At 70.9% G+C, this 24,788-nt stretch carries 13 protein-coding genes, 1 tRNA gene and 1 rRNA gene; 5 read left to right on the top strand and 10 right to left on the bottom strand.

Features of this window, described 5'->3' with window-relative positions; translation table 11 throughout:
* Nucleotides 1–9 precede the first annotated feature (9 nt).
* From ACFYW3_RS00075 to ACFYW3_RS00060, 4 genes are all read left to right on the top strand, one after another.
* Nucleotides 10–4,602: an ATP-dependent helicase gene (locus ACFYW3_RS00075; protein WP_389385073.1), complete on the top strand. Its 4,593-nt coding sequence runs from the start codon at nucleotides 10–12 to the stop codon at nucleotides 4,600–4,602.
* A 174-nt stretch (nucleotides 4,603–4,776) separates the two neighbouring features.
* A complete protein-coding gene (locus tag ACFYW3_RS00070) occupies nucleotides 4,777–5,457 on the top strand; it encodes a hypothetical protein (protein WP_389385072.1) in 681 nt (226 codons plus the stop codon).
* A gap of 98 nt (nucleotides 5,458–5,555) precedes the next feature.
* A complete protein-coding gene (locus tag ACFYW3_RS00065; protein WP_351750641.1) occupies nucleotides 5,556–6,389 on the top strand; it encodes a DNA-formamidopyrimidine glycosylase family protein in 834 nt (277 codons plus the stop codon).
* Nucleotides 6,390–6,425: 36 nt separating this feature from the next.
* The gene (locus ACFYW3_RS00060; RefSeq protein WP_389385071.1) at nucleotides 6,426–7,190 is read left to right on the top strand and encodes an SDR family NAD(P)-dependent oxidoreductase; all 765 of its coding nucleotides are present in this window, start codon (nucleotides 6,426–6,428) and stop codon (nucleotides 7,188–7,190) included.
* 444 nt (nucleotides 7,191–7,634) lie between these two features.
* Here the strand turns inward: ACFYW3_RS00060 and ACFYW3_RS00055 are convergent, their stop codons facing one another.
* From ACFYW3_RS00055 to ACFYW3_RS00020, 8 genes are all read right to left on the bottom strand, one after another.
* Nucleotides 7,635–8,015 (bottom strand): helix-turn-helix domain-containing protein, encoded by a 381-nt coding sequence (locus ACFYW3_RS00055; RefSeq protein WP_053682245.1) that lies wholly within the window; start codon nucleotides 8,013–8,015, stop codon nucleotides 7,635–7,637.
* A 109-nt stretch (nucleotides 8,016–8,124) separates the two neighbouring features.
* Complete coding sequence (locus ACFYW3_RS00050; RefSeq protein ID WP_351750779.1) at nucleotides 8,125–8,634, bottom strand: CinA family protein; 510 nt, start codon at nucleotides 8,632–8,634, stop codon at nucleotides 8,125–8,127.
* A gap of 56 nt (nucleotides 8,635–8,690) precedes the next feature.
* Nucleotides 8,691–9,359, bottom strand: coding sequence for a CDP-diacylglycerol--glycerol-3-phosphate 3-phosphatidyltransferase (pgsA, locus tag ACFYW3_RS00045; RefSeq protein WP_351750637.1), 669 nt, complete (start codon nucleotides 9,357–9,359; stop codon nucleotides 8,691–8,693).
* Nucleotides 9,356–10,846, bottom strand: coding sequence for a 30S ribosomal protein S12 methylthiotransferase RimO (gene rimO / locus ACFYW3_RS00040; protein ID WP_389385070.1), 1,491 nt, complete (start codon nucleotides 10,844–10,846; stop codon nucleotides 9,356–9,358). Before rimO ends, pgsA begins: the two co-directional genes overlap by 4 nt.
* A gap of 114 nt (nucleotides 10,847–10,960) precedes the next feature.
* Nucleotides 10,961–11,854 (bottom strand): RodZ domain-containing protein, encoded by an 894-nt coding sequence (locus tag ACFYW3_RS00035; protein WP_351750635.1) that lies wholly within the window; start codon nucleotides 11,852–11,854, stop codon nucleotides 10,961–10,963.
* A 249-nt stretch (nucleotides 11,855–12,103) separates the two neighbouring features.
* A complete protein-coding gene (locus ACFYW3_RS00030) occupies nucleotides 12,104–14,932 on the bottom strand; it encodes a DNA translocase FtsK (RefSeq protein WP_389385069.1) in 2,829 nt (942 codons plus the stop codon).
* 149 nt (nucleotides 14,933–15,081) lie between these two features.
* Nucleotides 15,082–15,762, bottom strand: a complete 681-nt coding sequence (locus tag ACFYW3_RS00025; protein ID WP_053682241.1) for a two-component system response regulator — start codon at nucleotides 15,760–15,762, stop codon at nucleotides 15,082–15,084.
* Nucleotides 15,763–16,036: 274 nt separating this feature from the next.
* On the bottom strand, nucleotides 16,037–21,568 hold the full coding sequence (locus ACFYW3_RS00020; protein WP_389385068.1) for a HAMP domain-containing protein: 5,532 nt from the start codon (nucleotides 21,566–21,568) through the stop codon (nucleotides 16,037–16,039).
* 188 nt (nucleotides 21,569–21,756) lie between these two features.
* On the opposite strand from ACFYW3_RS00020, the gene ACFYW3_RS00015 reads away from it, so the two are divergent.
* Complete coding sequence (locus tag ACFYW3_RS00015; RefSeq protein ID WP_351750630.1) at nucleotides 21,757–24,339, top strand: SpoIIE family protein phosphatase; 2,583 nt, start codon at nucleotides 21,757–21,759, stop codon at nucleotides 24,337–24,339.
* 124 nt (nucleotides 24,340–24,463) lie between these two features.
* Here ACFYW3_RS00015 and ACFYW3_RS00010 read toward each other — a convergent pair.
* Nucleotides 24,464–24,536: transfer RNA gene (locus ACFYW3_RS00010), tRNA-Thr, on the bottom strand.
* A 5-nt stretch (nucleotides 24,537–24,541) separates the two neighbouring features.
* Nucleotides 24,542–24,659, bottom strand: a 5S ribosomal RNA gene (gene rrf, locus ACFYW3_RS00005).
* Nucleotides 24,660–24,788: the final 129 nt, after the last annotated feature.

The raw sequence follows: 24,788 nt of genomic DNA, 5'->3' as shown, positions 1-24,788 counted from the left end.
GATGGGGGCATGTCCGGTAGCGCGCTCGACTCGTTCTCCCCCGCGACCCGCTCGTGGTTCACGGGGGCCTTCGACACGCCCACGGCCGCGCAGGAGGGTGCCTGGCGGGCCATCGGGGCCGGGTCGGACGTGCTCGTCGTGGCGCCCACCGGCTCCGGGAAGACCCTGGCGGCCTTCCTGGCCGCCCTCGACCGGCTGGCGTCCGTCCCGCCGCCCGCCGAGCCGAAGAAGCGCTGCCGGGTGTTGTACGTGTCGCCGCTGAAGGCATTGGCCGTCGACGTGGAGCGCAATCTCCGCAGCCCGCTGACCGGCATCCGGCAGGAGTCCGTCCGGTTGGGGTCGCCGGAGCCGGACATCCGGGTCGGCATCCGGTCCGGGGACACCCCGCCCGCCGAGCGCCGGTCCCTGGTGGCCCGACCGCCGGACATCCTGATCACCACCCCCGAGTCCCTGTTCCTGATGCTGACCTCGGCCGCCCGGGACGCCCTGGCGGGCGTCGAGACGGTGATCCTGGACGAGGTGCACGCGGTCGCGGGGACCAAGCGCGGTGCCCATCTCGCCCTGTCGCTGGAGCGGTTGGACGAGCTGCTGCCGCGTCCGGCCCGTCGGATCGGCCTGTCGGCGACGGTCCGTCCGGTGGACGAGGTGGCCCGGTACCTCGCGCCGCGCGGCAAGGTGGAGATCGTCCAGCCGCCCTCGACGAAGGAGTTCGACCTGTCGGTGGTCGTCCCCGTCCAGGACATGGGCGAGTTGGGGGGCTCCCCCGCGTCCGAGGGCAAGGACGGCGGTGACAAGCCGTCCATCTGGCCGCATGTGGAGGAGCGGATCGCGGACCTCGTCCAGGCGCACCGCTCGACGATCGTGTTCGCCAACTCCCGCCGGCTCGCCGAGCGACTCTGCAACCGGCTCAACGAGATCGCGTACGAGCGCGCCACGGGCGAGAAGCTGCCCGAGGACGCCCCGCCCGCCGAGATCATGGCCCAGTCCGGGGCCGCGCGGGGCGCCCCGCCGGTGCTGGCCCGCGCGCACCACGGCTCGGTGTCGAAGGAACAGCGGGCGCTGGTCGAGGAGGACCTCAAGGCGGGCCGGCTGCCGGCCGTGGTCGCCACCTCCAGCCTGGAACTGGGCATCGACATGGGCGCGGTGGACCTGGTGGTGCAGGTCGAGTCCCCGCCCTCGGTGGCCTCCGGGCTCCAGCGCGTGGGCCGCGCCGGACACCAGGTGGGCGCGGTCTCCACCGGTGTGGTCTTCCCCAAGTACCGGGGGGACCTGGTGCAGGCGGCGGTGGTCACCGAGCGGATGCGCACCGGCGCGATCGAGGCGCTGCGCGTCCCGTCCAATCCGCTCGACGTCCTGGCCCAGCAACTGGTCGCGATGACGGCCATGGACACCTGGCAACTGGACGACCTGCTGGCCTTGGTGCGGCGGGCCGCGCCGTTCGCGGCGCTGCCCGACTCGGCGTTCACCTCGGTCCTGGACATGCTGGCGGGCCGCTACCCGTCGGACGCGTTCGCCGAACTGCGACCGCGCGTGGTGTGGGACCGGGTCGCGGGGACGATCACCGGCCGGCCGGGCGCCCAGCGGCTGGCGGTCACCTCCGGCGGCACGATCCCGGACCGGGGGCTCTTCGGCGTCTTCCTCGCGGGCGCGGACCCGAAGAAGGGGGGTGGTCGGGTCGGTGAGCTCGACGAGGAGATGGTCTACGAGTCCCGCGTCGGGGACGTCTTCACCCTGGGCACCAGTTCCTGGCGGATCGAGGACATCACCCGGGACCGGGTCCTGGTGTCGCCCGCCCCGGGGGTTCCCGGGCGGCTGCCCTTCTGGAAGGGCGACCAGCTGGGCCGCCCCCTCGAACTGGGCCGGGCCGTGGGCGCGTTCCTGCGCGAGCTGGGGGCCCTGAGCGACGAGGACGCCCGACTGCGCCTCCTGGCGGCCGGCCTGGACGCCTGGGCCTCGGACAACGTCCTCGCGTACCTCTCCGAGCAGCGCGAGGCCTGTGGCCACGTCCCCGACGACCGCACCATCGTGGTGGAGCGGTTCCGCGACGAGCTGGGTGACTGGCGGGTGGTGGTCCACTCCCCTTTCGGTGCGCAGGTGCACGCCCCGTGGGCGCTCGCCCTCGGCGCCCGCCTCGCCGAGCGGTACGGAATGGACGCGCAGGTCATGCACGCCGACGACGGCATCGTGCTGCGCCTTCCGGACGCCGACCTGCTGAGCATGGACCTGCTGGACCACGACCCCGCGCAGCCCGACCGGCCCTTCGAGTTCGACGACGAGAAGGCCCCGTTGGGCGCCGCCGACGTCGCCTTCGACCACGGCGAGATCAACCGGATCGTCACCGACCAGGTGGGCGGCTCGGCCCTGTTCGCCTCCCGGTTCCGCGAGTGCGCGGCCCGCGCCCTGCTGCTGCCGCGCCGCAATCCGGGCAAGCGGACCCCGTTGTGGCAGCAGCGTCAGCGCGCCTCGCAACTCCTCCAGGTGGCCTCTGAGTTCGGATCCTTCCCGATCGTGCTGGAAGCCGTGCGGGAATGCCTCCAGGACGTCTTCGACGTGCCCGGTCTGACCGAGCTGATGGGGGACATCGAGGCGCGCCGGGTCCGCCTGGTCGAGGTCACCACGCCCGAGCCCTCCCCGTTCGCCCGTTCCCTCCTCTTCGGCTACGTCGCCCAGTTCCTCTACGAGGGCGACTCCCCGCTGGCCGAGCGCAGGGCCGCCGCGCTCTCGCTGGACTCCCGCCTGCTCGCCGAACTCCTCGGCCAGGCGGAGCTGCGCGAGCTGCTCGACGCCTCGGTGCTGGAGGAGTTGGAGCGGGAGCTCCAGTGGCTCACCGAGGACCGTCGGGCCAAGGACGCCGAGTCGGTGGCCGACCTGCTGCGCATGCTGGGCCCGCTGACCGACGCCGAACTGGCCGAGCGCGGGGCCGATTCCTCCTGGGCCGGTGAACTCGCCGCCGCCCGCCGGGCCATCCGGGTACGGATCGGCGGAGCCGAGCACTGGGCCGCGATCGAGGACGCCGGCCGGCTCCGCGACGCCCTGGGCACCGCACTCCCGGTCGGGGTCCCCGAGGCGTTCACCGAACCGGTCAAGGACCCGCTCGGCGATCTCCTGGCGCGGTACGCCCGCACCCACGGACCGTTCACCACGGCCGCGGCCGCCGCCCGCCTCGGCCTGGGCGGGGCCGTCACCGACGGCGCCCTGCACCGGCTCGCCGCGTCGGGCCGGGTGGTCCAGGGCGAGTTCCATCCGGCCGGCATCGGTCAGGAGTGGTGCGACGCGGCCGTGCTGCGCCGGCTGCGCCGCCGCTCGCTGGCCGCGCTCCGGCAGGAACTGGAACCCGTGCCGCCGACGGCGCTGGCCACGTTCCTGCCCCAGTGGCAGCACCTGGGCGGGACCCTGCGCGGGATCGACGGCCTGGCCCGGGCGGTGGAGCAGCTCCAGGGTGCCCCGGTGCCGGCCTCCGCGCTGGAGCGCCTGATCCTGCCCTCCCGGGTCGCGGGCTACTCCCCGACCCTGCTGGACGAACTGACCACCACCGGCGAGGTGATCTGGGCCGGCGCGGGGGCGCTGCCCGGCAAGGACGGCTGGGTCTCCCTCTACCTCGCGGAGACGGCGCCCCTGCTCCTGCCGCCGGCGCATCCGCTGGAGACGACCCCGATCCACCAGGCCGTCCTGGACGCCCTCTCGGGCGGGTACGGCCTGTTCTTCCGCCAGCTCACCGAGGCCGTGCGGGCCGGGCACCCCGCGGTCTCCGACGCCGAACTCTCCTCAGCCGTCTGGGACCTGGCCTGGTCGGGCCGGCTGACCAACGACACCCTGGCCCCGCTGCGGTCCCTGTTGGGTTCGGGCCGCACGGCGGGCGCCACCGCCCATCGGGCGCGGCGCACCGTCCCGCGCGGCCGCTACGGCACCCTGGGCGCCACCGTGTCCCGTACGGGCCCGCCCACGGTCTCGGGGCGCTGGTCCCTTCTGCCGACGCACGCCCCGGACCCCACCCATCGGGCCCACGCCCTGGCCCGCACCCTGCTGGACCGGCACGGTGTGGTCACCCGGGGCGCGGTCGCGGCGGAGGGGGTGCAGGGCGGCTTCAGCGCGGTCTACCGGGTCCTGTCGGCCTTCGAGGACAGCGGTCAGGCCCGCCGGGGCTATGTGGTCGAGGGGCTGGGCGCGGCCCAGTTCGCGATGGACGGCGCGGTGGACCGGCTGCGGGCGGCCGAGCGCACCCCGCCTCCGCTGGCGGCGGTGGTCCTGGCCGCGGCCGACCCGGCGAACGCGTACGGCGCGGCCCTGCCCTGGCCCGAGCCCCCGGCCGACGCCACCCACAAGCCGGGACGCAAGGCGGGCTCCCTCGTGGTGCTGGTCGACGGCGAACTCACCCTGTACCTGGAGCGTGGTGGCAAGACCCTGCTGTCCTGGCCGCCGGCGGACGATCCGCGCCTCGCGGCGGCGACGGCCGCGCTCGTCGCGGCCTCGCGCGCGGGCACCGTCCCCGACCTGACGGTGGAGCGGATCAACGCCGCCCCGGCGCTGACCTCGCCCCTGGGTCCGGCCCTGGAGGCGGCCGGCTTCCACGCGACCCCGCGGGGCCTGCGGCTGCGCAACTGATCTCCACGAAACGGACCCAAGTGTGCCGGTCTTGTATTGAACACGTCACGAGCCCCCGACCACCTGGCAATCGCGGCCTTTTGTGCGTTATCAAGATCGCATAAGGCGTCGCGTTCGACGCGATGCCCTCCGCACATCCAGATGCCCGTCGCACATTCATGGGGGACGAGAACAGTGAGCACCATAGGCACGCGCGGTACCGCCGTCGGCTTCATCGGCCTGGCGGTCGTCGGCCTGGCCCTGACCGGCTGCAAGAGCGGCAACGAGGAGAAGGACCCGGCGCCGGCGGGCTCCTCGGCCGCCGCCCAGCCCTCCAAGTCCACGGAGCCCGACACGAGCGCCTCCCCGTCGGCCGGAGGCGGCGACGCACCGGCCCCCGGGACCGCGGGTACCGCCAAGCCCGGCCAGAGCTTCAAGATCGGCGAGGCGGCCACCGTCCCGTTCAAGTACGGCACGGACAAGGGCGGCACCATCGCCCTCACCGTGACCGGCATCGAGCGGGGCCAGGCCTCCGACCTCGCCCCGCTCAAGCTCGGTGACAAGGCCAAGGGGATGGTTCCGTACTACATCCGCTACTCGGTCAAGAACGTCGGCACCACCGACCTGTCGCACACCTCCGTGAGCCACATCAGGGGCCTCCTCCCGGACGGCAGCGAGGCCCAGGGCATCTCGATCATCGGCACGTTCGAGAAGTGCGGCGAGGACTCGCTGCCGCGTGACTTCACCAACGGCAAGTCGCAGACCAACTGCGCCGTCGCCCTGGCCCCCTCGGCCGAGACCAAGGTGGTCGGCGCCGAGTACTGGGGCGAGCCCTACAGCTCCCTGAACGACAAGAAGGGCCTCACCTGGAAGTAGGCCCCACCCCACTCGGGCCCCGCGGCGAACGGCCGCGGGGGCTCGCCGTACGCCGGGGTTCGGCAGAGAATCCCCGCCCGGACGCCGACAATGGGCCCATGCCCGAAGGAGACAGCGTCTGGCGCGCGGCGGCCCGCCTCCACGAGGCCCTGGCCGGGAAGCGGCTCACCCGCTCCGACCTGCGCGTCCCCCGCTTCGCCACCGCCGACCTCACGGGCCGCACCACCCTCGACGTCACCCCCCGCGGCAAGCACCTCCTGGCCCGCTTCGAGGCGGGGGACGGGGACGACGGCCTCACCCTCCACACCCACCTGCGCATGGACGGCGCCTGGCACGTCTTCCCCGCGGCCGCGAAGTGGCACGGGGGCCCCGTCCACGAGATCCGCGTCGTCCTCGGCACCACCGACTCCACCGCCGTCGGCTACCGCCTCCCCGTCGTGGAACTGATCCGCACCGCCGACGAGGAGCGCGTCGTCGGCCACCTCGGCCCCGACCTCCTCGGCCCGGACTGGGACGCCGCCCGGGCCGCCGCGAACCTCCTCGCCGACCCCGACCGCCCGCTCGGCGAGGCCCTCCTCGACCAACGCAACCTGGCCGGCATCGGCAACATCTACAAGTCCGAGCTCTGCTTCCTGGCCCAGGTCACCCCCTGGACCCCGGTGGGCGCCCTCCCCGACCCCGAGGTCACGACCGTCCGGCTCGCCGGCGCCGCCCACCGACTCCTGCGCGCCAACGTCGGCGAGCGCGGCGGCCGCGGCGGGCGTGACGGCCACCGCAACACCACCGGCAGCCACCGCCCCGGCCAGGACCTGTTCGTCTACGGCCGCCTGCGCCGCCCCTGCCTGCGCTGCGGCACCCCGGTCCGCGAGGCACGGCAGGACGACCGGCCCACTTACTGGTGCCCGAGCTGCCAATCCGGCCCGACCCCGTAGTTGACGGTCCGTCAGGTTCGGTCGTACGGTCCCGACATGCCCACAGCCTCGTACGACCTCACCGGCCGCACCGCGCTGATCACCGGCGCCGCGAGCGGCATCGGCCGTGCCACCGCCGTGCTCCTCGCCGAGGCCGGCGCGTCCGTGCACTGCGCCGACCGCGACGCGCACGGCCTTCGGGAAACCGCCGACCTGGTCGCCAAGGCCGGTGGACGGGCCACAGTCCACGCCCTCGACGTCACGGACCGCGCCGCGCTCCGGGCAGCCGTCGCGGCGGCGGGTCCCCTCGACATCACGGCCGCCATCGCCGGGATCATGCACACCAGCAGCGTCCTGGAGACCACCGACGAGGACCTCGACCGGGTCCTGGACATCAACTTCAAGGGGATCCTGCGCACCTGCCAGGAATCCGCCCGCGCCATGATCGCCGCCGGCCGCCCCGGCTCGATCGTCACCATGGCCTCCGGCGCCGTGGACGCCGCCCAGCCCGGTCTGCTCTGCTACAGCGCCGCCAAGGCCGCCGTCGTCCAGTTGACCAAGACCCTGGCCACCGAGACGGGCCCGCACGGCATCCGCGTCAACGCCGTCGCGCCGGGGTGGATCCGCACCCCCATGACCGGCCGCCACGGCGCGCTGGCGCAGGAGCGGACCGAGGCGACGATGGTACGAATGTCCCCGCTCGGCCGGGTCGGCGAGCCCGAGGACATCGCGCAGGCCGTGCTCTACCTCGCCTCGGACGCCTCGTCCTTCATGACGGGCCAGATTCTTCGCCCGAACGGTGGAGTGTCGATGCCCTGGTAGACGCCGGACCGGCGGGCACGGCCGTGGTCGTGACGGCCAGCGCGACGGTTCCCCCGTCCCCCGACCCCCGCTTGCGGCGCGCCCGCTCGGGCCTGGGGGCACAGTGCACCGGCAGGAGCCCCAGCCCCCAGCCGCCGACCGCCACCGCGCCCTCGACGGGTCCGGACTCCGCGGGTGCCAGGGCCAGCCGCAGCACGGCCCACCACCACAACAGGCCCACGGTCAGCGCAAGGGGTATCAGTAGCCGCCGCACGGCTGCCTCCCGGGAGGCGGGGATCCGGACGCGCCCATCCTCCCGCACCCCCCTGCCCACCGCACCCAGAACGGTCCGCGGGACACCCTTGCGGCACGGTGCACGAGACACGGGGACGGGCACACGGCAAGGAACCCCACCCGATGCGTCTCGCACCGACCGGGGCTCCAGCCACACTCACACGCTTGGACTCACGCGGCTACGACGTTCACCGCTTCCACGGGGGCCTTGATGGTCACCCGTTCCGTGGTTCCCGCGACCGAGGTCACGGAGACCGAATTGAGCATCGGGCGCACCGGTGCCGGCACCGGTTCGCTTGCCGCGGCCGACTGCGCAAGCTCTGCCAACGACAGTTCGTCGCTGACTTCCCGCATCAGCTCGGACATCCGTACGTCAAGCGCGTCGCAGATCGCGGAGAGCAGCTCGGAGGATGCCTCCTTCTGCCCCCGCTCCACCTCGGAGAGATAGCCGAGCGAAACTCGGGCGGATGAGGAGACCTCGCGCAGAGTACGGCCCTGGCGCTGGCGCTGCCGACGCAGCACGTCACCCAGCAGGCGACGGAGCAGAATCATCGGTGGCTCCCTCCTCTGACCGTGTAGCCGTAACCTTCACGCCCCACCGTACCGCCTCGCGCCGCGGCCGTGCGGGGAGCTATGTCGTGTTCACTCAGGGCTGCAAACATCAAATCCCCCCGTTCTGTTCCGTATCCTGCCCCCGCAGATTCTCGCGGAGTTCGCTCGAGAGAAGTTCGAGCACTGTCCGTGCACTCTCCCTACGGATTTCCGTACGGGAGCCGTTCAACCACAGCCGGGCCGTTTTCCTGCCCCCGGGACCCGCCACGGCGATGAAAACCGTTCCCACCGGCTGCCCGTCCTGCGGGTCCGGGCCGGCCACTCCGGTCGTCGCGATCCCCCACGACGCCCCCATGATCCGTCGGACGCCGGTGGCCATCTCCAGCGCCACCTGGGCGTTCACCGCGCCCTCGGCCGCCAGCAGATCGGTGTCCACTCCGAGGACCCGGTGCTTGAGCTCCGTCGCGTACGCCGTGACCGAGCCGCGAAAGGACTTCGAGGCTCCGGGCACGGAGGTGATCGCCGCGGCGACCATGCCGCCGGTGAGCGACTCGGCGACGGCGACGCTCTGGTCACTCTCCGCGAGCAGTCGCAGTACGTCTCCGGCCACCTCGACGATCCCGGCGCCGGCTTCCGCCGCACCACCGGCCACCGAGAAATCACCCGCGCCGTCCGTCACCTCGCGGCCCGCTCCACGGCCAGCTCCGCGGCGAGGCCCTTGCGACGCAGTACGACGGCCTGCCGGATGTAGTCCAGACCGGTGACGACCGTCAGCACGACGGCGACGGCCATGACCCAGAACCGCAGCGTGGCCAGCGGTCCGGTCAGCGCGAGGACGTACATGCCCACGGCCGTCCCCTGCGCGAGGGTCTTCATCTTGCCGCCCCGGCTCGCCGGGATGACCCCATAGCGGATCACCCAGAAGCGCAGCAGCGTGATCCCGAGTTCCCGTCCGAGGATGACCCCGGTGACCCACCAGGGCAGGTCACCGAGCCAGGAGAGACAGATCAGCGCCGACCCCATGATCGCCTTGTCGGCGATGGGGTCGGCGATCTTCCCGAAATCCGTGACCAGGTTGTACGTCCGGGCGAGGTGCCCGTCGAAGATGTCCGTGATCATGGCCACGGCGAACGCCGCCCACGCCCATGCCCGCCAGACGGGGTCGTAGCCCCCGTCGGCGAGCAGCAGCAGGACGAATCCCGGCACGAGTACGAGCCGGAGCATCGTCAGGAGGTTGGCGATGTTCCACAGGCCGGCCTGATTGACGGCCGCAGCCCCGACCGTCGCGCCGGGTGCCGGCCGGCGGCCGGTCCCGCCCGCCGCAGACGCCGGGACTCCGGTCATCCGGCCGCCTCCTCAAGATCCAGGCCCAAGGGCTCCGCGACCAGGTCGACACCGAGGGTGCCGACCACCTTTGCCGTGACGATACGCCCGGGGACCAGACCCGCGCCGTCCGTGAAGACGACCTGGCCGTCCGTTTCGGGAGCCTGGTGGGCGGCGCGCCCGTAGGCGCCCTCGCCGTCCTCGTCCACGGACTCGACGGACTCCACGAGGACCTCCAGGGTCTCGCCGATCCGCTCCTCCGCGCGCTGCGAGGTGAGCTCCTCGGCCAGCCGCTGCATGTGCGCGAGCCGCTCGGCGATGGTGTCCTCGTCCAGCTTGCCGTCGTAGGTGACGGCTTCGGTGCCGTCCTCGTCCGAGTAGCCGAAGACGCCGATGGCGTCGAGCCTCGCGTGGGTGAGGAAGCGCTCCAGCTCCTTGAAGTCCGACTCCTTCTCCCCGGGGAACCCGACGATGAAGTTGGACCGGACGCCGGCCTGCGGGGCCTTGGAGCGGATGGTGTCGAGCAGTTCCAGGAAGCGGTCGGTGTCACCGAAGCGGCGCATGGAGCGCAGCACGTCGGGCGCCGAGTGCTGGAAGGACAGGTCGAAGTACGGGACGACCTTGGGGGTCGAGGTGAGCACGTCGATCAGACCGGGCCGCATCTCGGCGGGCTGGAGGTAGCTGACGCGGACGCGCTCGATGCCGTCCACCTCGGCCAGCTCCGGCAGCAGGGTCTCCAGCAGGCGGATGTCGCCCAGGTCCTTGCCGTACGAGGTGTTGTTCTCGGAGACCAGCATGATCTCCTTGACGCCCTGTTCCGCGAGCCAGCGGGTCTCGCCCAGCACGTCGCTGGGACGGCGCGAGATGAAGGAGCCGCGGAAGGACGGGATGGCGCAGAAGGAGCAGCGCCGGTCGCAGCCGGAGGCCAGCTTGACCGAGGCGACGGGGCTCTTGTCCAGGCGGCGGCGCAGGGGCGCGCGCGGCCCGGAGGCGGGCGCGAGCCCGTCGGGCAGGTCGGCCGGCGCCTCGGCGATCGGCTCCTGCGCGTGGCCGGGCAGGGCCACCTCCGCGTCCTGGCGGGCCGCGGGGCTGATCGGCAGCAGCTTGCGCCGGTCGCGGGGGGTGTGGGAGGCGTGGATGCCGCCGTTGAGGATGGTCTGGAGGCGGTCGGAGATGTCGGCGTAGTCGTCGAATCCGAGCACGCCGTCGGCCTCGGGGAGCGCTTCGGCGAGTTCCTTGCCGTAGCGCTCGGCCATACAGCCGACGGCGACCACGGCCTGGGTCTTGCCGTGATCCTTGAGATCGTTGGCTTCCAGCAGGGCGTCTACGGAATCCTTCTTGGCGGCTTCGACGAAGCCGCAGGTGTTGACGACGGCGACGTCCGCTTCGGCGGCGTCCTCGACGAGCTCCCAGCCATCCGCCGCCAAGCGGCCTGCGAGCTCCTCCGAGTCCACCTCGTTACGGGCGCAGCCAAGAGTGACAAGGGCGACGGTACGGCGTTCGGGCATGGACTCAAGACTACTTCGTCCCGAAGGCGGCCCCCGCCCCACGTCCCACCACGGCAAGATCCCCGGGACGCGGCGCGGCGTCCCGGGGATCCGGAATTGCTTGCTCCGTACAGGTCAGCCCGCCTGGGCCTGGCCCTGGCGGGGGTCGTCCTTGGTGTAGGTGAGACGTTCCACTTGACCCGCCTGGAAGGTGTCCTTGATCTCCTTGCCGTTCACGAAGAGGTGCACGGCCCCGGCGTCGCCGAGTACGAGGTCGATGGACTCCTTGTCGGTGAAGGTCTTCGACTCACCCTGCGCGAGGGTGCCGTCGAACAGGAGTCGCCCGTTGTGGTCCTTCGCGGAGATCCAGCTCTCGCCGGTGTCGGCCGTCAGGACCACCGTGACGAGGTCCTTGGGCGCGGCCGCGATGGCGCTGTCCGAGGGCTCGGGCTTGGGGGCCTTGGGGCTCTGCGACGGCGAGGCGGCCGGCTTCCCGGCCTGCTTGGGGGCGGGCTTCGGGGAGGCGGTTCCCTCCGCGACGGGTCGCTTGCCGTTCTCGTCGCCACCGCTGAAGGCGGTGAAGCCCACGAAGCCGATCACGGCGACGATGGCGGCGACCATGGCGGCGGTCCAGTTGGGCCGCTGCCGTTCCGGACGGATCCGCTCCGCTTCGAACATCGGCGCGGCGGGGGTGGGTGCCGGCCGGCCGCCGTGAGCCGCGTCGTAGGCGTCGACCAGAGGTTCCGGATCGAGGCCCACGGCGCGGGCGAGGGTACGGATGTGACCGCGGGCGTAGACGTCGCCGCCGCACCGCGTGAAATCGTCTTCTTCGATCGCGTGCACGATCGGGATGCGCACGCGGGTGGTGGAACTGACCTCGTCGACAGTGAGCCCGGCGACGATCCGGGCCTTCTTGAGGGCCGTCCCGATGGACGGTCCTTCGACGGAACGTTCGACGATGCGGTCCTCGGACCGGTCGTCGGTCGAAGGCCGCTCTTCTTCGGGGGAGTTGGCGTTGCCGATGGACACGAGGGCGCCTTTCGAGCGTGTAGCCACCTGCTGGCTTACCAGTCTAGGGGGGTGACGAAAGGGTGGAGCAACCGGAGGGTGGACTCCCTACGCCATCCGAATGGTGATCCGAATGACGCGGGGAATCCGCAGCGGTGCGTGACGAGTGGAACAGGTGAAACGGGTGGGACGACCTCGTGCCGAGGGCGCGGGGCCTGCGTCTCCCTCAACTTGACGCGCGCCGAGGGGAAACGGTTGCCCGCCCATTTGTTACGGGTGGGACTCGCCTCGGATGACGGCCAGGACCTCGTCCAGCTCGTCCGGCTTCACCATCACGTCGCGAGCCTTCGACCCCTCGCTGGGGCCGACGATCCCGCGCGATTCCATCAGGTCCATGAGCCGCCCGGCCTTGGCGAAACCGACCCGCAGCTTGCGCTGGAGCATCGAGGTGGAGCCGAACTGGGTGGAGACGACCAGCTCCGCCGCCTGGCACAGCAGGTCCAGGTCGTCGCCGATCTCCTCGTCGATCTCCTTCTTCTGCTTCTGCCCGACCGTGACGTCGTCGCGGAAGACGGGGGTCATCTGCTCCTTGCAGTGTTGGACCACCCCGGAGATCTCCTCCTCGGTGACGAAGGCCCCCTGGAGACGGACCGGCTTGTTCGCGCCCATCGGCAGGAACAGCCCGTCACCCTTGCCGATCAGCTTCTCGGCACCGGGCTGGTCCAGGATGACCCGGCTGTCTGCGAGCGAGGAGGTGGCGAAGGCGAGCCGCGACGGCACGTTCGCCTTGATCAGGCCGGTGACCACGTCCACCGAGGGCCGCTGGGTGGCGAGCACCAGATGGATGCCGGCCGCTCGGGCCAACTGGGTGATGCGGACGATCGAGTCCTCGACGTCGCGCGGCGCGACCATCATCAGGTCGGCGAGCTCGTCCACGATCACCAGCAGGTACGGATACGGGGTGAGCTCCCGCTCGCTGCCCGGCGGCAGTTTGATCTTGCCGTCCCGGATGGCCTGGTTGAAGTCGTCGATGTGCCGGTACCCGAAGGCCGCGAGGTCGTCGTAGCGCAGGTCCATCTCGCGCACGACCCACTGCAGGGCCTCGGCGGCTCGCTTGGGATTGGTGATGATCGGCGTGATCAGGTGCGGAATGCCCTCGTACGCGGTCAGCTCCACCCGCTTGGGGTCGACCAGCACCATCTTCACCTCCTCCGGGGTGGCCCGGATCATCACCGAGGTGATCAGGCAGTTGATGCAGGAGGACTTGCCGGAGCCGGTGGCGCCGGCGACCAGCACGTGCGGCATCTTGGCGAGGTTGGCCATGACGTAGCCGCCCTCGACGTCCTTGCCGAGCGCCACCAGCATCGGGTGGTCGTCCTCGGCGGCGTCCGCGAGGCGCAGCACGTCGCCCAGGTTGACCATCTCGCGGTCGGTGTTCGGGATCTCGATGCCGACCGCCGACTTGCCCGGGATGGGGCTGATGATCCGTACGTCCGGCGAGGCGACGGCGTAGGCGATGTTCTTGGCGAGCGCCGTGATCCGCTCGACCTTCACGGCCGCGCCCAGCGTCACCTCGTAGCGGGTGACCGTCGGACCCCGGGTGAAACCGGTGACGGACGCGTCGACCTTGAACTCCATGAAGACGTTGGTCAGCGAGGCGACGACCGCGTCGTTGGCGGCGCTGCGGGTCTTGCCGGGACCGCCGCGCTCCAGCAGGTCCAGCCGGGGTTTGACGTACGTGATGTCCCCGCGCAACTGGAGCTGCTCGGAACGCGGCGCCAACGACCGGGGTTCCGGCGACGCCTTCGTCAGGTCCGGCACCGACAGGGTCCCGGAGGCCGCGGCGGTGGTGTCGTGCGGGCGCTCGGCGGACGCGGGTACGGCTGCCGGCGCGGACGCGCCCGCCGCGGCGGGTTCGGGGGCCGCGCGCTTGGGGACGGGTGCGGGGTCGGGGAGGGCGGCGGGCCGTTCACCGCGCGCGGGCGGCACGGGAGTGGTGAGCTCCGCGCCCTCGGGGTCCGGGGAGATCCCCTGGGTGAGGTCCGCGACCAGCGGCGAGGGAGGCATCCCGCCGTAGACCACCCCGTCCAGCGCGGCGGCCGCCGCGGCCGCCACGTCGACGGCGTCCATGCCGTTCCTGGGCGCGGAGCGCCTCGGCCGGCGGCGCCGGGCCAGCGCCGCCTCCTCGGCGGCGTCGGTGGGATCCAACGGCCCGACGGGCTCGTCGGCCCCGGACCGGGCCCGCCAACGCTCGGCGTCGTGCCGGTCGGCGGGCTGCTCCGCGTCCCCGTATCCCTCGTCGTACTCGTTGGGCGCGATGATCCCCAGCCGGATCCCGAGCCGCCGCAGCCGCTGCGGGATCGCGTTGACCGGCGTGGCCGTGACCACGAGCAGGCCGAAGACGGTGAGCAGCACCAGCATGGGCACGGCCAGCGGCGCGCCCATGGTGAAGATCAGCGGTTTGGATGCGGCCCATCCGATGAGGCCGCCCGCGTCCTGCATCGCGGTGGTGCCCTCGTCGCGACCGGGTGCCCCGCAGGCGATGTGGACCAGGCCCAGGACGCCGATCACGAGCGCGGACAGGCCGATGCCGATCCGGCCGTTGGCGTCGGTCTGCTCGGGGTGGCGGATGAACCGCACGGCCATCACGCCGAGCAGGATCGGTACGAGCAGATCCAGTCGCCCGAAGGCACCGGTGACCAGCATCGTGACCAGATCGCCGACGGGGCCGCTCAGGTTCGACCAGGTTCCGGCGGCGACGATCAGCGCGAGGGCGAGGAGGAGCAGCGCGAGGCCGTCCTTGCGGTGCGCGGGGTCGAGGTTCCTGGCGCCCTGGCCGACACCGCGGAAGACGGCGCCCACCCCGTGGGCGAGGCCGAGCCAACAGGCGCGCACCAGCCGCACCACGCCCCCGGTAGGGGACGGCGCGGGCTTGGCCGGCACCTGCTTGACCGGGGCGCGCCGGGCCGCCGCCACCTTCTTCGCGGGCGGCTTGCGCGCGGGAGCGGTCTTCTTCGCCGGGGCCGCCGTACGGCCGGTGCGGCCCTTCGCGGTGCCCGCGGCGCGCTGGGAACCCTTGCCGGACGTACTTGAGGCCATGGGGCGAGGTTACCGGTGCGCACGCCGGTGGACGCGCGTGCCCACCCCTTCACCCGTTCGTGTCGCCGCGGTCGTCGGTGCTTTGACGCACCGCCAGACCTGACGCACACCCAGGCGGCCCCGCACCGGGGCCGGCGGGGTCGACGGCATCAGCCCTGGGCGGGCAGTACCGCCGCTCCCCCGCCGGTGCCCGGTTCGAGCGCGTCCAGCGCTCTGCGCAGTCCGGTCAGCTTGCGTTCCAGGTGCGCCGCGGTCGCCACCACGGCGGCGTCGGCGGATTCCTCGCCGAGTTGCTTCGTCAGCGCCTCGGCCTGCTCCTCGACCGCCGCGAGCCGCGCGGAGAGTTCGGCCAGCAGTCCGGCCGTCTCCTTGCTGCCGTCGCCGTTGGTCCCGCCACCCTCCAGCTGGAGTCGCAGCAGCGCCGCCTGTTCCCGCAACTGGCAGTTCTTCGTGTACAGCTCCACGAAGACCGACACCTTGGCGCGCAGCACCCACGGGTCGAACGGTTTCGAGATGTAGTCGACCGCGCCCGCCGCGTAACCGCGGAAGGTGTGGTGTGGACCGTGATTGATCGCGGTGAGGAAGATGATCGGGATGTCCCGGGTCCGTTCCCGCCGCTTGATGTGCGCGGCCGTCTCGAAACCGTCCATGCCCGGCATCTGCACATCCAGCAGGATGACCGCGAAATCGTCCGTCAACAGCGCCTTGAGCGCTTCCTCCCCGGACGACGCCCGGACCAGTGTCTGATCGAGCGCGGAGAGGATGGCCTCCAGCGCCAGCAGATTCTCCGGCCGGTCGTCGACCAGGAGGATCTTGGCCTTCTGCACCATGCCCTGTCCTCCTCGCCCCGGCATGGGGCCTCCCCGGCTCCGGGCACCGGCCTGTGCGCCGGGCCCCGCCCCAGAGGACGGCATCCTTGCGCCGTCCGTCCTTGTGCCGGTCATCGTAGCCCCAGTCCCGAGATCGCCACACCCTGTCACCAGGATGTCACTGTGCACGAAGCAGAAACGGTGTGGGAGAGCAGAAGGTTCCCCGCATACCGTCCTCCCACACCGTTACGGCCACACTGAGTCAACAATTGATACCAGTGTTGCCGCCCGACGATCACTTCCCACGCATCCACTGCTCCATCACCGACAGCAGATAATCGGGTTCAACCGGCTTGGTGACGTAGTCGGAAGCGCCGGAATCGATCGCCTTCTCCCGATCGCCCTGCATCGCCTTCGCCGTCAGCGCGATGATCGGCAGACCCGCGAACTGCGGCATCCGCCGGATCGCCGAGGTCGTGGCGTACCCGTCCATCTCCGGCATCATGATGTCCATCAGCACGACCGTCACATCATCGTGCTGCTCCAGGACCTCGATGCCCTCCCGACCGTTCTCCGCGTACAGCACCGACAATCCGTGCTGTTCCAGGACGCTGGTCAACGCGAAGACGTTGCGCACGTCGTCGTCGACGATGAGCACCTTCTCGCCATGGAAGTCGTACTTGCGCGGGACCACCGGGAGTTCGTCCTCGGTGCCGCCCCAGCCGTCCCCGGCCCCCCGCGTGTCCGGCTGCCCGGGAAGCGCCGTACGCGGCTCCAGGTCGCTCAGCGACTTGCGGCGCCTGCGGAACAGCGAGGCCGGGCCGCTCTGCTGGCCGCCCCCGCCCACCTCGGCCGCCGGCAGCGCGGGCCGCGCCGACCGGTCCTGGGCCTGCGGCCCGGGTACGGGCGCCGCCGGCAGCGCCGGCGCGGGCCGCGCCTCCTCGACCGGCCTGCGGTACTCCCCGCGCGCGCCACCGGGCGCCGGCGGCGCGTATCCCTGCGGCGGCAGCTCGCTCGGGTGCAGCGGCAGGTACAGCGTGAAGGTCGAGCCCCGACCGGGCTCGCTGGCCGCGTGGATCTCACCGCCCAGCAGGCGGGCGATCTCCCGACTGATGGACAGTCCGAGCCCCGTTCCTCCGTACTTCCTGCTGGTGGTGCCGTCCGCCTGCTTGAACGCCTCGAAGATCACCAGCATCTTGCTCGCCGCGATCCCGATCCCGGTGTCGGTCACCGAGAACGCGATCAGGTCCGCGTCCGCCTCGCGCAGCGAACCCGCCTCCAGCAACTGCTCCCGGATCGCCGTCGGCACATCCGCGCCGGCGGGCCGGATCACCAGTTCCACCGCGCCGCCGTCGGTGAACTTCACCGCGTTGGACAGCAGGTTGCGCAGTACCTGGAGCAGCCGCTGCTCGTCGGTGTGCAGGGTCGCCGGGAGCTCCGGGGAGACCCGTACCGAGAAGTCCAGGCCCTTCTCCGCGGTCAGCGGCCGGAAGGTGGCCTCCACGTAGTCCACGAGCTGGACCAACGCGATCCGGGTCGGCGAGACGTCCATCTTCCCGGCCTCGACCTTCGACAGGTCGAGGATGTCGTTGATCAGCTGCAGCAGGTCGGAACCCGCGCCGTGGATGGTCTCCGCGAACTCCACCTGCTTCGGCGAGAGGTTCTCGTCCGCGTTGTCGGCCAGCAGCTTCGCCAGGATCAACAGCGAGTTGAGCGGGGTCCGCAGCTCGTGCGACATGTTCGCCAGGAACTCGGACTTGTACCGCATCGACACCGCGAGCTGCTCGGCGCGCTCCTCCAGGACCTGCCGGGCCTCCTCGATCTCGGTGTTCTTCACCTCGATGTCGCGGTTCTGCTGGGCCAGCAGCTCCGCCTTCTCCTCCAACTCGGCGTTCGCCGCCTGGAGCGCCTTCTGCCGGTTCTCCAACTCATCGGAGCGCTCTCGCAGTTGCTCGGTCATCTCCTGCGACTGCTTGAGCAGCATCTCCGTCTTGGAGTTGACGCTGATGGTGTTGACGCTCGTGCCGATCATCTCGGCGATCTGACTCAGGAAGTCCTTCTGGATCTGCGTGAACGGGGTGAAGGAGGCCAGCTCGATCACACCGAGCACCTTCCCCTCGAACAGCACCGGCAGCACGATCACATGGGCCGGCGGCGCCTCGCCCAGGCCCGAGGAGATCCTCAGATAGCCGGGCGGGGTGTTCTCGACGAGGATCGTCCGCTTCTCCTCCGCGACCGTCCCGATCAACCCCTCCCCCGGCCGGAACGAGATCGGCATCTGGCCGCCCGCGTACGCGTAACTCCCGCGCATCCGCAGCTCGTACGAGCCGTCCGCGCCGCCCTCCGTCCCGATCTCGGTGGTCCCCCCGGCCGGCAGCGCCAGGAAGAAGGCGCCGTGCTGCGCGGAGACCACGGGGGTCAGTTCGCTCATGATCAGCGAAGCCACGTCGTCCAGCTCCCGGCGTCCCTGCATCAGGGCGGAGATCCGGGCGAGGTTGCCCTTGAGCCAGTCCTGCTCCTTGTTGGCCAAGGTGGTGTCGCGCAGGTTCACGATCATCGTGTTGATGTTGTCCTGGAGGACCTGGATCTCACCGGCCGCGTCCACGTCGACCTTCAGGCTCAGGTCGCCGCGGGTCACCGCGGTGGCCACGGCCGCGATGGCGCGCACCTGCCGGGTCAGGTTCCCGGCCATCTCGTTCACGGACTCGGTCAGGTCCCGCCAGGTGCCGTCCACGTCGCGCACGCGCGCCTGTCCGCCGAGGATGCCCTCCGTGCCCACCTCACGGGCCACCCGGGTCACCTGGTCGGCGAAGGAGGACAGCTGGTCGACCATCGTGTTGATGGTGGTCTTGAGCTCCAGGATCTCGCCGCGGGCGTCGATGTCGATCTTCTTGGTCATGTCGCCCTTGGCGATGGCGGTCGTGACCATGGCGATCTGCCGCACCTGACCGGTGAGGTTGGAGGCCATGAAGTTCACCGAGTCGGTGAGGTCCTTCCACGTCCCCGACACACCGGGCACGTGCGCCTGACCGCCCAGCCGCCCCTCGGTGCCCACCTCGCGGGCCACCCGGGTCACCTCGTCGGCGAACGAGGACAGGGTCTTCACCATCGTGTTCACGGTGTCGGCGAGCTGCGCGACCTCGCCGCGCGCCTCGACGGTGACCTTCTTCGTCAGATCGCCGTTGGCGACCGCCGCCGAGACCTGCGCGATCCCGCGCACCTGCGCCGTCAGGTTCCCGGCCATGGTGTTGACGTTGTCGCTGAGGTCCTTCCAGATGCCCGTCACGCCCCGCACCCGGGCCTGGCCGCCGAGAATGCCCTCGGTGCCCACCTCGCGCGCCACCCGCGTCACCTGCTCCGCGAAGGACGACAACTGGTCCACCATCGTGTTCACGGTGGTGACGAGCTCGAGGATCTCGCCCTTGGCGTCGACCGTGATCTTCTTCGACAGGTCACCCATGGCGACCGCAGTGGTCACCTCGGCGATGTTGCGGACCTGCGAGGTCAGGTTGTTCGCCATGAAGTTGACGGACTGCGTGAGGTCCTTCCAGGTCCCCGAGACACCCTTCACCTCCGCCTGGCCGCCGAGGATGCCCTCCGTGCCCACCTCGCGGGCGACGCGGGTCACCTGCTCCGCGAAGTTGGAGAGCTGGTCGACCATCGTGTTGAGGGTGTTCTTCAGCTCCAGGATCTCGCCCCGGGCATCCACGTCGATCTTCTGCGACAGATCACCGCGCGCGACCGCCGTCGCCACCTGCGCGATGTTGCGCACCTGCGAGGTCAGGTTCCCGGCCATGCCGTTCACCGAGTCGGTCAGGTCGCGCCACACCCCGGCCACGCCGGGCACCTGCGCCTGACCCCCGAGCCTGCCCTCCGTACCCACGTCCCGGGCCACCCGGGTCACCTGCTCCGCGAAGGCCGAGAGCTGGTCCACCATCGTGTTGATGGTGTTCTTCAGCTCCAGGATCTCGCCCCGGGCATCCACGTCGATCTTCTGCGACAGGTCACCGCGCGCGACCGCCGTGGTCACCTGGGCGATCTGCCGCACCTGGGACGTGAGGTTGCCGGCCATGAAGTTGACGGAGTCGGTGAGTTCCTTCCAGGTGCCGGACACCCCCTCGACCCGCGCCTGACCGCCGAGCCGGCCCTCGGTGCCCACGTCCCGCGCCATCCGCGTGACCTGGTCCGCGAACGAGGACAGCTGGTCCACCATCGTGTTCACGGTGTTCTTCAACTGGAGCATCTCGCCGGAGACGTCCACCGTGACCTTCTGCGACAGATCGCCGTTCGCCACCGCCGTCGTCACCTGGGCGATGTTGCGGACCTGTCCGGTGAGGTTGCGGAAGGCGGTGTTCACCGAGTCGGTGAGGTCCTTCCACGTACCCGCGGCCCCCGGCACCTGCGCCTGACCGCCCAGCTCGCCCTCCACGCCGACCTCACGGGCCACACGCGTCACTTCCGCGCCGAAGGACTGGAGCTGGTCCACCATCGTGTTGACGGTGTTCTTCAATTCCAGCATCTCGCCGGCCACGTCGACCGTGACCTTCTGCGACAGATCGCCGTTGGCCACCGCCGTCGTCACCGTCGCGATGTCGCGCACCTGCGTGGTGAGGTTGCGGAAGACCGTGTTCACCGAGTCGGTGAGGTCCTTCCACGTACCCGCGGCCCCCGGCACCTGCGCCTGGCCACCGAGCGTTCCCTTGGCCCCGACCTCGCTGGCCACGCGCGTGACCTCGTCGGCGAAGGTCCGCAGCGTCTCGGTCATCTGATTGATCGTTTCGGCCAACTGCGCCACCTCGCCGCGCGCGCTGACCCGCACCTTCTGCGACAGGTCGCCGTTCGCGACGGCCGTCGTCACCTGCGCGATCCCCCGCACCTGGGCGGTCAGGTTCCCCGCCATCGTGTTGACGGAGTCGGTCAGGTCCTTCCACACGCCCGCGACCCCGGGCACCTTCGCCTGGCCACCGAGCTCGCCTTCCGTGCCCACTTCCCGGGCGACGCGGGTCACCTCGGAGGAGAACGACGACAGCTGGTCCACCATCGTGTTCACGGTGTTCTTCAACTGGAGCATCTCGCCGGCCACGTGCACCGTGACCTTGCGCGACAGATCGCCCTTCGCGACCGCCGTCGTGACGAGAGCAATGTCACGCACCTGGGCGGTGAGCCGGTACGCCATCGTGTTGACGGAATCGGTCAGGTCCTTCCAGGACCCGGACATCCCGCGCACCTGGGCCTGACCACCGAGCTTGCCCTCGGTGCCCACCTCCAGCGCCACACGCGTCACCTCGTCGGTGAACGCGGACAACTGGTCGACCAGGTTGTTGACCGTACGCCCGACCTTGAGGAACTCCCCGCGCAGCGGATGCCCGGGCCCGTCGGCCGTCTGCGTCCGCAACTCCATCCGCTGGTCCAGATCGCCCTCGGCCACCGCCGACAGCACCCGACCCACCTCGGACACCGGCCGTGCCAGGTCGTCGACCAACTGGTTCGAGGCGTCGATCGCGGACGCCCAGGAGCCCTCGCAAGCGCCTGTTTCCAGCCGTTCGCCGAGCTTCCCCTCGCGGCCCACCATCCGCCGGACCCGGGACAGCTCCCCGGTCAGGTGCAGATTCCGGTCGGCGACCTCGTTGTAGACGGCGGCGATCTCCGCCATCACGCCCTCGCCGGACACCGTCAGCCGCTTGCGGAAGTTCCCGTCCCGCATCGACACCAGGGCCGTGAGCAGCCTGTTCAGAGCGGCGGTATCGACTTCCGTCGTACCGCTGCGTCGAGAGCGTCCCCCCTTGGGGCGCGTTCCCGTACGCCGCACCGCTGCGCCAGACTCCACCGTGTCCCTCCCGAAAGGGTCGACCACTGTTCCACCGGATTTCCGAACAACCACAACCCGGCTCTTCTATCCACAACCCGGCTGTTCAAGCCTGCCCAGTGTTTCACCCTGTCCGAACCAGGCCATAACACTTCGGCACCATCGCACACCGGCCGTACCCTGCGAGTGGAATCCAGGACGACGGCACCATGCGAACCGCGAAGGTAAGTAACCTGGCACCCGATGTCCAACCGCGTCGAAGGAGTCCTGTGATCACGGCACGGGCGGCTGCCAGTTTCGATCCTCTAGGGCGTTCGGTCGCCGCTGCCCGCGGGTTCGTCCGCGACACCCTCCACGGCTGGGGCTTCGCGGACATCGTCGACGACGCGGTGGTGCTCACCAGCGAACTCGTGACCAACGCCGTGGTCCACGCCGGGACCCGGGCCGAGGTCCTGTGCCTGCGTGCCGAGGACGGCGTGCGCGTCGAGGTCGCCGACAGGTACCCGGAGCGTGAACTTCCGCTCCAGCACCCCGGAGAGCGCCCGTACGCCGATCCCGACCGCGAGAACGGCCGGGGCCTCATGTTGTGCGCCGCCCTCGCCACCCGCTGGGGAGTGGAGTACACGGCCACCCACAAGCACGTGTGGTTCCGGCTGGACCTCCCGGACCGTCCGGTCGGTACCCGATCCGCCGGGCCCGTCGTTCCCGACCAGCTTCTTCCCCTCGCCGACAGCCGGGTCCGTGTCGCCGTCCTCCAGATCGACGCCGCCGACGCCGTCTCCGCCTGGAACGAGGACGCCGAGCACATCTTCGGTCATCCCTCCGAGAAGGCCGTCGGACGCCCGCTCGCCGAGCTCGCGGCCTGGCCGCAGACCCCCGGCACCGGTACCGGCATCGCCGAGGCCCTGAGGCTGTCCCGCTGGGAGGGCAGTTACGGCATTCGCGGCGCCGACGGTCGCGTCATCCCCGTCTACGCCTCGCACTTGCGGGTCCGTGACGCCCACGGCGAACCGTCCATCGTCTGTCTGCTCGTGCACGACGACGAACGCGCCCTGCTCCAGAGCCCCTTGCGCGTGCCTTCCGACGGCGCCCAGCTCAACGAGGCGCGACTGCCGGACCCGTTCGAGGTGTTCATCGGGTCGCCGGCCCCCGACGACCTCGACGGACTGCTCCAGCGCACCGTCGAACGCGCCCGCGACATGCTCGACGCGGACTCCGCGTTCCTGCTGCTCGCGACCGACGACGAGACGGAGTTGGAGGTCCGTGCCACCACCGGACTCCCCTCGACCCGTCAGCGGTTCGCCCGTGTTCCGGTCGAGGCCGGCACCAACCGGTACGGCTCGGCGCGCATGCCCGCCGTCCACGACGACCTTTCCGCGGTCCCGGGCGCCGTCCCGCTCCTGGAGGCCACCGGCATGCGGTCGGTGGTCACCGTTCCGCTCAAGGTCGAAGGCCGGCTGACCGGTTCGCTGGGCGTGGCCACCGAGTACCCGGGCCGCTACTCCAACGAGGACGCTCTGCGGCTGCAGTTCGCCGCGGACCGGATCGCCCTCGCCGTGGAATCGGCTCGCCTGGGCGAACTGGAACGTCTGCGTCGTGGCTCCCTCTCGTTCCTCGTCGAGGCCTCCGACCTGCTGGCCGGCACCCTCGACCGGGACCAGACCCTGGCCCTCATGGCCCAGATGACCGTTCCGACCCTGGCGACCTGGTGTGCCGTCTACACGATCGCCGACCCGACCTCCGATCCGTACCTCTCGTACGTGCTCCACGAGGACGAGGAACGCATCGACGGGCTCAAGGACCTGCTCTCGCAAGTCAGTCCGCCCGAGCCGGTCCGTGAGGCGGGCGCCCGGCCGTGGCCCGAGGCGTCCTTGACGGTGGGCGGCGAAACGGTCGTCCTGCCGTTGCTGGCCCGCAACCGTGTCATCGGGATGCTCACGCTCGGCCGGCCGAGCGAGGAACACTTCCGTCAGGAGATCCTCGAACTCGCCGACGACCTGTCCCGCAGGGCGGCTCTCGCCCTCGACAACGCGCGCCTGTACTCCGAGCGCACCGCCATCAGCCGCTCCCTCCAGCGCAGTCTCCTGCCGCCCGGCTCCCCCGCCATCCCCGGGATGGAGGTCGAGGTCATCTACCGTGCGGCGGGCGAGGGCAACGAGGTCGGTGGTGACTTCTACGACGTCTTCCCGATCCGCCCCGGTGTGTACGGCTTCGCCATCGGCGACGTCTGCGGTACCGGACCGGAGGCCGCCGCGGTCACGGGTCTCGCCCGGCACGCCCTGCGCCTCCTGGCCCGCGAGGGCCTGGGCGGCCCGGCGGTCCTGGAGCGCCTGAACGCGGCCATCCTCGACGAGGGCGCCCGCAGCCGCTTCCTCACCCTTCTGTACGGGGAACTCCATCCCCAGCCCAACGGCGGCGCCTTGATGAAGGTGGTCTGCGCGGGTCATCCGCTGCCGCTGCGTCTGCGCCCGAACGGCGAGGTCACCCCGGCGGCGGATCCGCAGCCCCTGCTCGGCGTCATGGAGGACCTGGAGCTCTACGAGCAGACCCTCACGCTGGATCCGGGCGATGTCCTCCTCTGCGTCACGGACGGCATCACCGAACGCCGCGAGGGAACGCGCATGCTCGGCGACGACGGCCTCACCGAGGTTCTCACCACGTGTACCGGCCTCACGGCCGGCGCGGTGGCCTCACGTGTCCTGCGCGCGGTCGAACGCTTCGCCGCCGAGCCCGCCTCGGACGACATGGCCATCCTCACCTTCCGGGTGCCGCAGCAGCGCGAAGGCGAGTAACGCTCTTCCCCGTCAGGGCCGGCCCGTTCCACGGTGCCGGCCCTGACGCGCGTCCGACACATCCCCCGGAAAAGCCCAGGAACGCAGAAAGGCCCCCGCCATGAGGCGGGGGCCTTTCTGATTGAGCCCTTTAACGGAATCGAACCGTTGACCTTCTCCTTACCATGGAGACGCTCTACCGACTGAGCTAAAAGGGCGGGTTGTTCGGCGGCGTCCTACTCTCCCACAGGGTCCCCCCTGCAGTACCATCGGCGCTGAAAGGCTTAGCTTCCGGGTTCGGAATGTAAACCGGGCGTTTCCCTAACGCTATGACCACCGAAACACTATGAAGTTAACCAACCGGATATGAACACAGTTCGTTACTTCAGAACTAACACAGTGGACGCGAGCAACTGAGGACAAGCCCTCGGCCTATTAGTACCAGTCAGCTCCACCCGTTACCGGGCTTC

This window comes from Streptomyces sp. NPDC002602, assembly GCF_042889445.1.
GTDB lineage: Bacteria > Actinomycetota > Actinomycetes > Streptomycetales > Streptomycetaceae > Streptomyces.
The sequence above is the reverse complement of the archived record's forward strand: the minus strand, read 5'-3'. Positions and strand labels throughout refer to the sequence as shown.

Coding starts and splice junctions, on each gene's coding strand:
- ACFYW3_RS00030 (WP_389385069.1), bottom strand. CDS start 14,932: ATGGCCTCAAGTACGTCCGGCAAGGGTTCCCAGCGCGCCGCGGGCACC.
- ACFYW3_RS00015 (WP_351750630.1), top strand. CDS start 21,757: ATGCGAACCGCGAAGGTAAGTAACCTGGCACCCGATGTCCAACCGCGT.
- pgsA (WP_351750637.1), bottom strand. CDS start 9,359: ATGACCGGAGTCCCGGCGTCTGCGGCGGGCGGGACCGGCCGCCGGCCG.
- ACFYW3_RS00065 (WP_351750641.1), top strand. CDS start 5,556: ATGCCCGAAGGAGACAGCGTCTGGCGCGCGGCGGCCCGCCTCCACGAG.
- ACFYW3_RS00075 (WP_389385073.1), top strand. CDS start 10: ATGTCCGGTAGCGCGCTCGACTCGTTCTCCCCCGCGACCCGCTCGTGG.
- ACFYW3_RS00025 (WP_053682241.1), bottom strand. CDS start 15,762: ATGGTGCAGAAGGCCAAGATCCTCCTGGTCGACGACCGGCCGGAGAAT.
- rimO (WP_389385070.1), bottom strand. CDS start 10,846: ATGCCCGAACGCCGTACCGTCGCCCTTGTCACTCTTGGCTGCGCCCGT.
- ACFYW3_RS00060 (WP_389385071.1), top strand. CDS start 6,426: ATGCCCACAGCCTCGTACGACCTCACCGGCCGCACCGCGCTGATCACC.
- ACFYW3_RS00055 (WP_053682245.1), bottom strand. CDS start 8,015: ATGATTCTGCTCCGTCGCCTGCTGGGTGACGTGCTGCGTCGGCAGCGC.